Consider the following 13,192-nt stretch of genomic DNA (forward strand, 5'->3'; position numbering starts at 1 on the left):
CGGGCTTGGAGGTAGCGCCCAACTGGCTGCTGGGTTGGCCCCTCCGTCCAGACACCCCTATGGGGTGGCAGGGACGCGTGACTCACGCCCCGCGGTCCACACCGTCTCGCCCTTGCGGCCGATGTTGTGGGACGCGTTGTCGTCCGCGTGCATGAGGGCCCCGCAGGACCGGCAGGCGAACGTCGCTTGTGACTGGCGGTTGCGCCGGTCGATGTAACCGCACTCGGAGCATTGCTGGCTGGTGTACGCCGGATCGACGTACACCAGCGGGACTCCGGCCCGCTTCGCCTTGTACTCCACGAAGGAGGCGAGCTGGTGGAAGCTCCACGAGTGCAGTTGTGTCCGCTGGTCCTTGCGGAGCCGTACCCGGCTCCGGATGCCCGTGAGGTCTTCCAGGGCGATACCGGAGCCGGTGCGTTCAGCGGTGGTGACGATGGTCTTGGAGACGATGTGGTTGACGTCGGCGGTGTGCCGGGCTTCCTTGCGGGAGCGCTTCTTGAGGAGGCGCTTCGCGGACTTGGTGCCCTTGGCCTGGAGCTTCTTCCGCAGATCGAGCTGTCGTTTCCGATGCCGGTTCAGGCCGCGCCCGGCAGCCCGGTAGCCGGTGGAGGTGGTGGCGATGTTGGTGATCCCGAGGTCGACGCCGATGAACCCGCCGGGCTCGTACTGCTCGGCCTCGGGAACATCACAGACGGCGATCAGGTAGAACACGCCGTCGCATTCGACCAGGTCGGACTCGCCCTTACGGTGCTCGCGAAGCGTCTTGAGCGCGTCCGGGGAGCAGGCGAAGCGGACGCCTCTGAGCCGTCCAGCCGTCGTCCAGATCGACACCGTTCCGGCGTCGTACTGCCAGCTCAGACACCGGTCGTCGTACGGTTGCGCGGCCTCGGACCGGAACGTGATCGGCTTCGTCTCCGCTTTGACCCTGCGCTTCGACCCCGGCTTGCCCAGGTTCCCGGCGCGGATGTTCGCCTTCAACGTGGTGTAGGCGTCACGCGTCTTCTTGATGACGTGCTGAGCGGCCTGCGCCCCCAGCCCGCGTGTCTTCAGCTCGGCGTAGGTGTGCTTCCGCAGCTCGTACTCACGCGGGACACCGCGCTCGAACGCCACACCGGATACCCAGCACGCGGCCTCATTGACCGTACGCAGGGTCGCGAGAAGCGCGGCGGCCTGGTCGGCCTCCGGCATCAGTTTGACCCGCGTCACGATCTTCACATCCGTGATCGTAGCATTGCTCTATGTCGCCACGCTGGGAGCCAAACCCCAATATCCGCAGGGGTCGTACGGTCGTCTACACCCTCCATGCTCATTTGGTCTTCACACCCAAGTACCGGCGCGGGCCGTTCACGGACGAGATCCTGCGCCGCTGCGAGGAGGTCATGCGCGACGTATGCGCAGACTTCGGAACGGAACTGGTCGAGTTCAACGGCGAACGCGATCACGTCCACCTGCTCGTGCACTACCCGCCGAAGGTCGCCCTGTCCCGGCTGGTCGGCTCACTCAAGGGCGTATCCGCCCGCAGGCTCCGACAGGAGTTCCCCGCCCACATCCGCACGTACCTATGGGGCGCACACTTCTGGTCGCCGTCGTACTTCGCGGCCTCCTGCGGCGGGGCTCCCCTGTCGATCATCAAGGAGTACATCGAGAACCAGAAGCGCCCGGACTGAGCGGACCAAGGTCACCCGTGCGGACCCGTGGGAACCTGCGGGTCAGAGCAGTCCAGAGAAGCGCTTCCTCCCGGGCGTGAACGCCCGGGGTTCCGCGCTAGATCATGCTGAAACGCGAACGCCGCCCTCTCCGAGGAGGAGCAGGGCGGCGTCCGTGGGCCGGTTCAGGCCGCCGTGGCCAGCTGCTCGCGCGGGACTATTCGCACGTGCGGGCGGCCCGACCGCAGGTCGAGCTTGAGGCGGAGGCCGCCGACCCGGGTCAGCATGAAGCCGACCCCGAGCGCGGCCAGCACGGAGACCGTCCCGCCGGCCGCCATGCCGATCCGGGCACCGTAGGCGTCGCTGATCCAGCCGACGATCGGGGCGCCCACCGGCGTCCCTCCGGCGAAGACCATCATGTACAGGCTCATCACCCGGCCCCGCATCTCCGGGTCGGCGGCCATCTGGACGCTCGTGTTGGCGCTGATGTTGGTCGTCAGGCCGATCATGCCGATCGGGACCAGCAGCAGCGAGAACATCCAGACGGACGGGGACAGCGACGCGGCGATCTCCAGCAGTCCGAACAGCGTGCCCGCGGCCACCAGCATGCGCAGCCGCGAGGAGCGGCGGCGGGCGGCGAGGAGGGCCCCGGCGAGGGAGCCGGCTGCCATCAGGATGTTGAAGAAGGAGTACATCCCGGCGTCGCCGTGGAAGACGTCGCCGGCGAAGGCCGTCAGGAAGATCGGGAAGTTGAAGCCGAACGTGCCGACGAAGCCGACCAGGACGATCGGCCAGATCAGCTCGGGCCTGCCGGACACGTACCGCAGGCCCTCCCGCAGCTGGCCCTTGGCGCGCTTGACGGTCACGGACGCGTGGAGCTCGTTCGTACGCATCATCATCAGGCCGACGAGCGGGGCGATGAAGGACAGCCCGTTGAACATGAACGCCCAGCCGCTGCCGACCGTGGTGATCAGGACACCCGCGACGGCGGGGCCGATGAGCCGGGCGGACTGGAAGTTCGCCGAGTTCAGGCTGACGGCGTTGCGCAGCTGCGCGGGGCCGACCATCTCGGAGACGAACGACTGGCGCGCCGGGTTGTCGACGACGGTGACCATGCCGAGCAGGAACGCGATCAGGTAGACGTGCCAGACCTCGACGACCCCGGAGAGGGTCAGGACGGCGAGTGCGATCCCGCACAGGCCGAGCGCCGCCTGGCTGATGAGCAGCAGGCGCCTCTTCGGGAGCCGGTCGGCGATGACGCCGCCGTACAGGCCGAAGAGCAGCATCGGGAGGAACTGGAGGGCCGTGGTGATACCGACGGCTGTGGCGGACCCGGTGAGGCTCAGGACGAGCCAGTCCTGCGTGATGCGGGACATCCAGGTACCGGTGTTGGAGATCACGGCGCCCGTGGCGAACAGGCGGTAGTTACGGATCTTCAGCGACGAGAAGGTCCCGCCGGTCTTGCTCTCGTGGGTGGAAGTCGGTGCGGGGGCGGAGTCTGCTCCGGATCCCGTACTCAAAAGAGTTCGCCTCCTCGGGCGTGGACGACGTACGTGCTGACGAGGACGTGCCTGAGGGGGCGCGGGCCGCGGCCTGCGCCCCGCCGGGTCAGAGGTGGGCGAGCTTCTCCAGCACGGGCGCGGCGGCCCGAAGCTTCTCCCACTCGTCCTCGTCCAGGCCCCCGGCGAGCTCGGCCAGCCAGGCGTTCCGCTTGGAGCGGCTCTCGGCGAGCATGGCTTCCGCCTGCTCGGTCCGGCTGACCATCTTCTGCCGGCGGTCATCGGGGTGCGGTTCGAGTCTGACCAGACCCTTGGCCTCCAGCAGCGCCACGATGCGCGTCATCGACGGCGGCTGCACGTGCTCCTTGCGGGCCAGCTCACCGGGGGTGGCGGAGCCGCAACGGGCAAGTGTACCGAGCACCGACATCTCGGTGGGGCTCAGCGACTCGTCGACGCGCTGGTGCTTCAGGCGCCGGCCCAGCAGCATCACGGCCGAGCGGAGGGAGCTCACGGCGGCGGCTGTTTCGCCGTCGTGGATCAGGTCAGGCATGTTTATTAGCCTAACTCATTAGCTACACTAAAGACCAGTCGGTGGTACGCGCGCGAGAAACTGACCACCCGAACGAGTGAGTATGGGCCGGAAAGACTCCCGGAACGGCCCTGTGTGCAGCGACCCTGCATGGCATGGGATCGACAGTGCTCAGCCTGCGCATGGACGGTGAGCTGCTCGACCGGCTCCGTCGGCACGCCGCCAGACGCGGCATGAGCGTCCAGGACTACGTGGTCCGCACGCTCGTCCGCGACGATTTCGACGAACGCTTCAACGCCGCCGTCGACGAGACGGAGAAGTTCTACGGGGCGGACCCCCGTCAGGCCGGCCCGGCAGACCGGGTGACATGACGGGGCTCCGCCCCGTAGGGGGTCGTTCCGAGGTCCTTACGTGAGTCCGAGCGCCGGCATCGCGTAGTAGAAGACGAAGACCGCGGAGACCGCGTACATCGCCGCCGGGACCTCCCGGCCGCGGCCCGCCACCAGGCGCATCAGGCTGAAGGCGATGAAGCCGATGCCGATGCCGTTGGTGATCGAGTAGGTGAGCGGCATCATCAGCATCGCGAGGAAGGCCGGGATCGCGAGCGTGAGGTCGCTCCAGTCGATGTCCCGCACGGAGTTCGCGAGAATCAGGAACCCGACCGCGATCAGGGCCGGAGTGGCGGCCTGCGAGGGGACCATCGTCGCCAGCGGAGTCAGGAACAGCGACACCGTGAAGAGCAGGCCGGTCACCACGCTCGCGATTCCGGTACGGGCGCCCTCGCCGACGCCCGCCGTCGACTCGACGAAGCAGGTCGTGGCGGAGGAGGAGCTCGCGCCGCCTGCGGCGACGGCGACACCGTCGATGAACAGGACCTTGTTGATACCGGGGAACCTGCCGTCCTGGTCCATGAGCTTCGCCTCGTCACCGATGCCGAGGATGGTGCCCATCGCGTCGAAGAAGCAGGACAGCAGCACGGTGAACACGAAGAGGACACCGGTCAGGACGCCGACCTTGCCGAAGCCGCCGAACAGACTGACCTGGCCGAGCAGCCCGAAGTCCGGGGAGGCGACCGGATTGCCCGGCCACTCGGGGACGGTCAGCCCCCAGGCGCCCGCGGGCAGGCCGGCGACCGCGTCGATGACGAGCGCGACGACCGTCATGGCGACGATGGAGATGAGGATCGCGCCCGGCACCTTGCGGACGATCAGCGCCAGCGTCAGCAGCGTGCCGAGGACGAAGACGAGCACCGGCCAGCCGTCGAGGTGACCGTTGCTGCCGAGCTGCAGCGGCACCGTGGTGTGCGCGGCGTCCGGCATCCGGGAGACGAAGCCCGAGTCGACGAGGCCGATCAGCAGGATGAACAGGCCGATCCCGATGGCGATGCCCTTGCGGAGCGATCTCGGTACGGCGTTCATCACGCGTTCGCGCAGCCCGGTCGCGACCAGCAGCATCACCACGATGCCCGCGAGGACGACCATGCCCATCGCGTCGGCCCAGCTCATCCGGGGGGCGAGCTGGAGGGCGACGACGGTGTTGACGCCGAGACCGGCGGCGAGCGCGATCGGCACGTTGCCGATGACACCCATCAGGAGCGTGGAGAACGCCGCCGACAGCACGGTCGCCGTGACGAGCTGGCCGCCGTCGAGCTGGTGCCCGTACAGGTCCTTCGCGCTCCCGAGAATGATCGGGTTGAGCACGATGATGTACGCCATCGCGAAGAAGGTGGCGAATCCGCCGCGGATCTCGCGGGCGACCGACGACCCCCGCTCGGAGATCTTGAAGTAACGGTCCAGGCCGTTGTGCGGCTGAGGAGCCGGCGGCGGCACGGAGTCGACCGGAGCGGTGGCCGAGGGGGGCATGTAGGGACCTCAGTCATGACATAGAGGGGAGAAAAATGGTCAGCCTTGGACTTTCGCACGAATAAATCGAGACATCCACAAGCGGATTCAGTATGAATACATCAGGCGAAGATCGCTATCTCCGCGCGTAGACCCCCGCGCCGACCGGCCTGTCACCGTGAGGATCCGCCACCGGAAGCAGGCGTCATGCACCGCTGGGGTGTCCCTTGCCTCCCCCCGATCGGTGCTGTGGCGGGGGCCTAGACTGAGGGCATGGAGAAGTGGACACCTCGGCACGAGGCACCCGAGCCCCTGGAGGGTCCCGTCGTCGCCACCGTGACCGGGGGCACGATCCTCTGGTTCGTCCTCTTCCTCGCGCAGCTCCCCTTCTACGGCTGGTTCGACGACCACGGCCACACGTGGTGGATCTGGACCTGCCTCGCCGGAGCCGGACTCGGCCTGATCGGCGTCTGGTACGTACGGGGACGGGACGCCGCGATCAAGCGGTCCGCCGCCACCGCCGGGGAGAACGCCCCGGGTGCGGGACGGACCGACGCCGGCGCCCGGCACTGAGAGCCCCGCGGAGCTGTCCCCCCGCGTACACCCACGGGACCATTCGGGTCCCCCCGCGGTCGGATCTTCCGGCTCCCCGGCGGGTGAACCGCCTCCAGCGCCCGTACCGTCGGATCCATGACGCAGCGGGCACTCGACTCCTCCGGTGACCGGCCGGGCTCCGGACGGCCTTCCCCTCCGCCCGCGCCCCCCTCGGGGCTGACCACCTCCGAGGTCGCCGAGCGGGTCGCCCGCGGCGAGGTCAACGACGTACCGGTCCGCTCCTCCCGCTCGGTCACCGAGATCGTCCGGGCGAACGTCCTCACCCGCTTCAACCTGATCATCGGCGTGCTCTGGGTGATCATGCTGATCGTCGCGCCGATCCAGGACAGCCTCTTCGGCTTCGTCATCATCGCCAACACCGGCATCGGCATCGTCCAGGAGTGGCGCGCCAAGAAGACACTGGACAACCTCGCCGTCATCGGGGAGGCGAAGCCGACCGTCCGCCGCGACGGGAGGTCCGCCGAGGTCTCCGTCTCCGAGATCGTCCTCGGCGACCTCATCGAGCTCGGCCCCGGCGACAAGGTCGTCGTGGACGGTACGGTCGCCGAGGCCGACAGCCTGGAGATCGACGAGTCGCTCCTGACCGGTGAGGCCGACCCCGTGATCAAGCAGCGCGGTGACGCCGTGATGTCGGGCAGCTTCGTCGTCGCCGGCGGAGGTGCCTTCACCGCCATGAAGGTCGGCCGTGAGGCCTACGCCGCGCAGCTCGCCGAGGAGGCCTCCCGCTTCACCCTCGTCCAGTCCGAGCTGCGCAGCGGCATCAGCACGATCCTCAAGTACGTGACGTGGATGATGGTGCCGACCGCGCTCGGGCTGATCATCAGCCAGCTCGTCGTCAAGAACGACAACTTCAAGGGCGCGGTGGGCCGCACCGTCGGCGGCATCGTCCCGATGATCCCCGAGGGGCTTGTGTTGCTCACCTCGGTCGCCTTCGCCATCGGGGTCATCCGGCTCGGCCGCAAGCAGTGCCTGGTGCAGGAGCTCCCCGCCATCGAGGGGCTGGCCCGGGTCGACACCGTCTGCCTGGACAAGACCGGCACGCTGACCGAGGGCGGCATGGACGTCACCGAGGTCCGCCCGCTGAACGGCGCCGACCGGGCCTACGTCGACCGCGTCCTGGGCGCTCTCGGCGCCTCGGACCCGCGGCCCAACGCCAGCCTCCAGGCCATCATCGACGCCTGCCCCGACGGGCAGGGCTGGGCCGTCACGGCGGCCATGCCGTTCTCCTCCGCCCGCAAGTACAGCGGCGCCGCCTTCACCGAGGGCGGCGGCGAGGCGTCGGCCTGGCTCCTCGGCGCCCCCGACGTGCTGCTGCGGGACGGCGACCCCGCCCTGGCCGAGACCGGACACCTCAACGAACAGGGACTACGCGTCCTGCTCCTCGCCCGGGTACGCGGCGGGCTCGACGCCCCGGACGCCGCCGCCGGTGCCGTACCCACCGCGCTGGTCGTCCTGGAGCAGCGGCTGCGGGCGGACGCCGGGGCGACCCTGGCCTACTTCGCCGACCAGAACGTCGCCGCCAAGGTCATCTCCGGCGACAACGCCGTCTCGGTCGGCGCGGTCGCCCAGAAACTGGACATGCCGGGCGCCGAACATCCGGTGGACGCCCGCCGGCTGCCCGCCGACCCCGATGACATGGCGAGCGTCATCGAGCGCAACGCCGTCTTCGGCCGGGTCACCCCGCAGCAGAAACGGGACATGGTCGGAGCCCTCCAGACGCGCGGGCACACGGTCGCGATGACGGGCGACGGCGTCAACGACGTCCTGGCGCTGAAGGACGCCGACATCGGCGTCTCGATGGGATCGGGCTCGGAGGCGACCCGTGCCGTGGCCCAGATCGTGCTCCTCGACAACAGCTTCGCCACGCTCCCGTCGGTCGTCGCGGAGGGCCGCCGGGTCATCGGCAACATCACCCGGGTCGCCACCCTGTTCCTGACGAAGACCGTCTACTCGGTGCTCCTGGCGATCCTGGTGGTCTGCTTCCGGGTGGAGTACCCGTTCCTGCCGCGCCACCTCACCCTGCTCTCCACGCTGACGATCGGGGTCCCCGCCTTCTTCCTGGCGCTCGCGCCGAACAAGGAACGGGCCCGGCCGCACTTCGTCCACCGGGTGATGCGGTACGCGATCCCCTCCGGGGTCATCGCGGGGACGGCCACCTTCGTCGCGTACCTGATCGCCCGGCACCACTACTCCGGCGCGGGCGCACTGGAGGCCGAGACGAGCGCGGCGACGCTCACGCTCTTCCTCGTCTCGATGTGGGTGCTGGCGATCATCGCCCGCCCGTACACCTGGTGGCGCGTCGCCCTGGTGGCGGCGATGGGCCTGTGTTTCGTGGCCGTGCTGGCCGTGCCGTCGCTCCAGCACTTCTTCGCGCTGAGACTGGTCGGTACGACGATGCCGTGGGCCGCGGTCGGGATCGCGGCGGTCGCGGCGGCCGTCCTGGAACTGGCCTGGAGGCTGGTCGGCCGCCGCTTTCCCTCGTAGATCGACGGGGGTGCCGCCCTGGTTACTGCACGTCGACGAAGTCACCCGCGGCCGTGACGGCCGGGGTGGTGGACGTACCCGCGAAGCTGTAGCGCCAGTAACCGTCCACGGACGCCGTGACGGTGGTCTTCAGCTCACCGGTGCTGCTCGTCTTGATGGTCTTGACGGTGGTGTAGGTGCTGCTGCTCTTCTTGCGGAACTGCAGCTTGACGGGCTGGGTGGCGTAGCCCTTGTACGTGCCGGTCTCCCAGTTCGCACGCGAGAGCTTGCCGGTGACCGTGATGGTCCTGCCCTTCCTGACGGGCTCCGGGGCCGCGTTGACGGTGACCTTGGAGAGGCGCTGGACCCGGGCCGTGGAGTAGTAGTCGTTCCACGCGACCGAGTTCATGTCACCGGCGAGCGCACCGGCGGTGACGTGCCAGGTGCCGGCCAGGGCGTTCTTGTACAGGTCCTCGCCGGGGACGACCGTGATCGTCATCTTGCAGGTGGCGGTGGTGGCGCTGGAGTTGGTGCAGGTCGCCGCGCTCTCGTTCGGCGCCAGGAACCCGTCGACGTCGGTCTCGACGTCCGAGCCGTGCCACAGGTCGATGTATCCGTCGACGATGCCCGACGGGTGCGAGGCGGTGACCGACACCGTGATCTTCTTCGAGGCCGTCGTGCCGAGGACGATGTCCTTGCCGCCGTTGACGACGACCTTGGAGATCACGGGCTCGCCCACGGCGGAACGTGCCGCCGCGCGCGGGGCCCCGGCCCCGAGACCGAACGCCTCCGCGGCGGTGGGCTTGTCCAGGCGCGGTACGGCCTGGTCGCCCGCCTGCGCCGCCGGAACGGCGAGAGCGGACAGGGCCAGGGCGCCGGTGACAGCGGCGACAGTGGCGCGCATACGCATGTATTCCCCAAGTGGAGAAGGGGGGCCGTGGCACGTCCCTCGTCCGACGGTCCCCGTGTGGACTGTGAGTCTGATGACTCCACAGATCCAGACAGCCCGGGCACGTGAAAGGTTGTGCTCATCGAATGACCTTTCCGTGAAGATCACATCGGCTCCGCGACACCGTGGGCCACTCACCCCCACCCGCTTCTCCGGCAGAAGCGCGGGAGACCGTCACAGGAACCGGCGAAGCGCTCCCCGGATCCGCGTGGAGGGGGACGAGGTCCGCGCCGCAGGCGGCGCGCGAGAAGACGTCCAGGCGGCCGTCCGGGACCGTCACCCGCACGCCCCACGCGAACCGGTACGCCGAGGAGCCGTGAGCCCCGGCGCGGGACGGCTCAGTCGAACCAGCGGTCCCGGGCCAGTTCCTCCGTACGGGACGGGTCCTCCAGCAGGGCGGCCACCTCGAAGCGGCGCGGCCACTGACCGGCGGCCCACGCCAGGCCCGCCGCCACTCCCTCCAGCGTGGCGGCGTGGACCGTGCCGTCCGGGGTGCGCCGCCAGTCGAGCTCCACCCCGCCGGCCCGCAGTTCGCCGTGTTCGACGTAGGTGTCCGGGGTCCCGGCGCCGAGCAGGACGCGCACGGAGTCCGGCACCCGGTGCTCCTCGCCCTCCGTCGTCACCTCGGCCTCGACGGACTCGCCGAGCCGCCGCACCTGGAGCAGGTCCGCCAGCTCCGCCGCCCGGGCCGGAGCGACCGGCAGCAGGGGGAGTCCCCCGGTCAGCGGCAGCAGGTCCGGGGCGTCGGCGATCAGGGCGTCCGCCGCGTCGACCACCCGCACCTCGTCGTCGACGACGGCCCGCAGTTCGTCGGGCAGCGTGACCTGGTCGGGGTCCAGCTCGGCGAGAGCGGTGTAGAGCGAGTGCAGTTGTACGGGGCCGATCGGCCGGTCCTCGTCGGCGAGCCGCCCCAGCAGCTCGGCGGCGCCGCCGGGCTCGTCCAGCAGCGCGGCCACCGACGTCCGTACGCCGAGGGCGCGCAGCACCTGCGCGTCGTCGAAGCCCGTCGCGTCGGCGGGGTCGTAGAGGCCGGTCAGGCGCGGGTCACCGCCCGCGGCGCGCAGGCCGGCCGGGCGCCGGCCCCCGAGGACGGGGTGGTCACGCAGCCACCACGCCGTGTACGGGCGCACGGACTGCGTCGTGCCGTCGGGCAGGAGCACCCGTACCGGCTGGATCAGCGCGTCACGCAGCGGCGGCCGGGCGAGCAGGGCGAGCGCCTGGGGCCAGGCGTCGTCGTCGACGAGGTCCAGGTCGCGTACGGCGACGAGCTCGGTGGCGACCGGTGGCACCGGTGTGTCCGGGAGCTGGTCGAGCACGTCCTCGCACCACACGTCGACGGCGTCGAGCAGTCCGGCGTCGTCCGGTTCGGCGAAGTCGCCTTCCCGGGGCTCGAGTTCGTCGGGGTCCAGCACGACATCGGTGGCCCGTACGAGTGCGAAGGTGGCCAGCACCCCGCAGGCGGTCAGGGGCTGTTCGCCCCAGCGTTCGGCCAGTTCCCCGTCGCACAGGGCGAGTTCGCCCTCGCGCATCACCTGGGCGAAGGGACTGCCGGGCAGCACCAGCTCACCGGCGGGCGCGGGTTCGCCGTCCTCGTCGGGCAGGGCCAGGGCGCCCAGCCAGGGCTCCTCGCCCGGTCCGAGGTCCGCGTCCCGTACGAGGGTGAGGACGGTGTCGGCGAGTTCCTCGCCGTCCAGGCCGTCCTCGTCCCAGATCTCCCCCGCGTCCAGCGACCCGGCCACGGCGGCCCGGACCTGCGGGGTCGTCAGGACGGCCCGGGGCGTGGCGGGCAGGGCGCCCAGCTTCTCCAGCAGCGGGTGGGAGGCGTCCGGGTGGGCGACCTTCAGGCCGAGCCGGGACAGCCGGGCGAGGACGGGGGCGGTCAGCGCGTCGGGCAGCGGGAGGAGGACCTGGCGGGGCCCGACGGTGGTGCGGGGCGGGTGCCCTTCCGTAGGTCCGGCCAGCGGGACGGGGAGGCCGGAGAGGCGGTCCGGATCGACACCGGCCAGGCTGTCGTACAGCCGCCGCCACCAGTCGGGCTCCCGTTCCAGACCGGCCAGCCGGTCGATGGCCTCGGTCAGCGGGACGCGCGCCACCCCGAGCGTACGGAGCTCTGCGCGGCGCTCCAGCCCGGCGGGCAGCAGGCAGGGCAGGACCTCGGCGAGCACGCGTACGGTTTCGGCCCCGACGCCCTCGACGACCTCGGCCTCGATGGGCCGCAGCCCGGCCGCCCGGCCCGGAGTACCACCGTCGGTCTCCCAGTCGCCCGGCCGGCCGTCGGCGGCGTCGGGGTCCCGGGGCACGGCGGGCTCCAGGAAGGCGATACGGGGCAGCCGCTCCAGGATCGCGGCCCGCAGCGCACCGTCCAGCACGCCCTTGCCGAGCGGCCCCGGCACGAGCGTGATCGTGGCGGCGGACAGGGGCTCCCAGCCGGCGAGCAGCTCGGCGTACGCGTCGGCCGCGCGCTGCACCAGGAAGTCGGTCAGCGGCCCGGGCGCGGGGTGCCGGCGGGTGGTGTCCAGCGGCAGCGAGGCGATGAGCAGCGCGGGGACGCCGAGGGGTTCGTCGGTGGGCGTCGGCGCGTGCACGACGGGTGCCGTGCGGGGGTGTTCGGGCCCTCCGTCCTCGCCGACGGGCACGGCCCAGGTCACCGACCAGTGCGGACGCAGCCGTTCCTCGACGGGCCGGCCGGTCAGGAGCGCGGGCTCGACGGGACCGTGGTGGGCGACCGTGCGCCAGCGGCGCGTCCCGTGCGCGGAGTCGTCGACGTGCGTGTACGGACCGTGCTGCGACCGGGTCAACGTCCTGACGCCGTCCGGGGTTTCGATGACGACCTCGTCGAGGCCGGGAAGCGTGAGCAGCAGTGCGTCGTCCACACCGGCGAGCAGCCGGCCGACGAGATCCTCGGCGACGCCGTCGCGGAGCGGGAGGACGACGACGGTGTCGTACCCCTCGGGTGCGGAGCCCTCGGCGGGCAGCGGGAGCCGGAGCAGCGGCACGTGGCCGTCGCGGCGGCGGAGCTCGTCACCGAGGCCGGGGCTGCCGACGGCGGCCTGCCGGGCGAGATCGCGGGCCTCGGCGAGGGACCAGCGGACGCCGCCGTGGCGCCCGATGACGGCGGGCTCGTCGCTGACGGCGAGCACGGCGGCGAAACCGACGCCGAAGCGGCCCACGGACGCCTCGTGGCCCTCGCGCTTGGCGGAGGCCCGCAGCGTGCTCAGGGACTCGACGCCGGTGGCGTCCAGCGGGGCGCCGGTGTTTGCGGCGGCCAGGACGGCCCGGCCGTCGCCCACCTCGTGCAGGGTGAGCCGGAGCCGGCCGGGGACGCCCGCGCGGGCGGCGGCGTCGGCGGCGTTCTGGGCCAGCTCGACGACCAGGCGGTCGCGGTAGCCGCCGAGTGCGAGGTCCTCCTCGGCGTTGGCGTCCTCCCGGAAGCGGGCCGGACCGGCGCCCCAGGCGTCGAGCACGCCGCGCCGCAGCCGCGCCGTCCCGAACGGATCGGCCCCCTCGGTCGCATTCACGCCCACGCTCGTAACTCCGCTCTTCCGGTGACCCACCACGCCCAGTGTGCGCCCGAAGGTACCGCGCGCGAAGCCCGCCCCGTACCGCCACCGTGACCGCACCGTACGGAGGCCGCACCGCGCGGGGGCCCC

10 protein-coding genes are annotated in these 13,192 nt (G+C 71.0%); 4 read left to right on the top strand and 6 right to left on the bottom strand.

Going from position 1 to position 13,192, the window contains the following annotated elements; translation table 11 throughout:
• Positions 1-57: 57 nt before the first annotated feature.
• Positions 58-1,215, bottom strand: coding sequence for a transposase (locus tag ACH4VO_RS17575; RefSeq protein ID WP_360985437.1), 1,158 nt, complete (start codon positions 1,213-1,215; stop codon positions 58-60).
• A gap of 23 nt (positions 1,216-1,238) precedes the next feature.
• Here ACH4VO_RS17575 and tnpA point away from each other — a divergent pair, with 23 nt between their 5' ends.
• Positions 1,239-1,667, top strand: a complete 429-nt coding sequence (gene tnpA / locus ACH4VO_RS17580; RefSeq protein ID WP_360985440.1) for an IS200/IS605 family transposase — start codon at positions 1,239-1,241, stop codon at positions 1,665-1,667.
• Positions 1,668-1,831: 164 nt separating this feature from the next.
• On the opposite strand, the gene ACH4VO_RS17585 is transcribed toward tnpA, so the two are convergent.
• Positions 1,832-3,166, bottom strand: a complete 1,335-nt coding sequence (locus ACH4VO_RS17585; protein WP_360985443.1) for an MFS transporter — start codon at positions 3,164-3,166, stop codon at positions 1,832-1,834.
• 88 nt (positions 3,167-3,254) lie between these two features.
• Positions 3,255-3,695, bottom strand: coding sequence for a MarR family transcriptional regulator (locus ACH4VO_RS17590; protein WP_360985446.1), 441 nt, complete (start codon positions 3,693-3,695; stop codon positions 3,255-3,257).
• Between the two features lie 134 nt (positions 3,696-3,829).
• Between ACH4VO_RS17590 and ACH4VO_RS17595 the strand changes: the two genes are divergently transcribed.
• Positions 3,830-4,045, top strand: a complete 216-nt coding sequence (locus ACH4VO_RS17595) for a hypothetical protein (protein ID WP_360985448.1) — start codon at positions 3,830-3,832, stop codon at positions 4,043-4,045.
• Positions 4,046-4,081: 36 nt separating this feature from the next.
• On the opposite strand, the gene ACH4VO_RS17600 is transcribed toward ACH4VO_RS17595, so the two are convergent.
• Positions 4,082-5,536, bottom strand: coding sequence for an NCS2 family permease (locus tag ACH4VO_RS17600; protein ID WP_360985451.1), 1,455 nt, complete (start codon positions 5,534-5,536; stop codon positions 4,082-4,084).
• Positions 5,537-5,788: 252 nt separating this feature from the next.
• Here ACH4VO_RS17600 and ACH4VO_RS17605 point away from each other — a divergent pair, with 252 nt between their 5' ends.
• Entirely contained in the window at positions 5,789-6,088 is a 300-nt protein-coding gene (locus ACH4VO_RS17605) for a DUF2530 domain-containing protein (RefSeq protein ID WP_360985454.1), read from the top strand.
• Positions 6,089-6,205: 117 nt separating this feature from the next.
• Positions 6,206-8,614 carry an HAD-IC family P-type ATPase gene (locus ACH4VO_RS17610; RefSeq protein WP_360985457.1) on the top strand — a complete coding sequence of 803 codons (2,409 nt, stop codon included), beginning with the start codon at positions 6,206-6,208 and terminating at the stop codon, positions 8,612-8,614.
• 22 nt (positions 8,615-8,636) lie between these two features.
• Here ACH4VO_RS17610 and ACH4VO_RS17615 read toward each other — a convergent pair whose 3' ends face one another.
• Both ACH4VO_RS17615 and ACH4VO_RS17620 read right to left on the bottom strand, forming a co-directional pair.
• Entirely contained in the window at positions 8,637-9,503 is an 867-nt protein-coding gene (locus ACH4VO_RS17615; protein WP_360985460.1) for a DUF5707 domain-containing protein, read from the bottom strand.
• A 377-nt stretch (positions 9,504-9,880) separates the two neighbouring features.
• Positions 9,881-13,060, bottom strand: a complete 3,180-nt coding sequence (locus ACH4VO_RS17620) for a sacsin N-terminal ATP-binding-like domain-containing protein (protein WP_360985463.1) — start codon at positions 13,058-13,060, stop codon at positions 9,881-9,883.
• Positions 13,061-13,192 lie beyond the last annotated feature (132 nt).

The organism is Streptomyces sp. NPDC020780, from assembly GCF_044334475.1.
Taxonomy (GTDB): domain Bacteria; phylum Actinomycetota; class Actinomycetes; order Streptomycetales; family Streptomycetaceae; genus Streptomyces.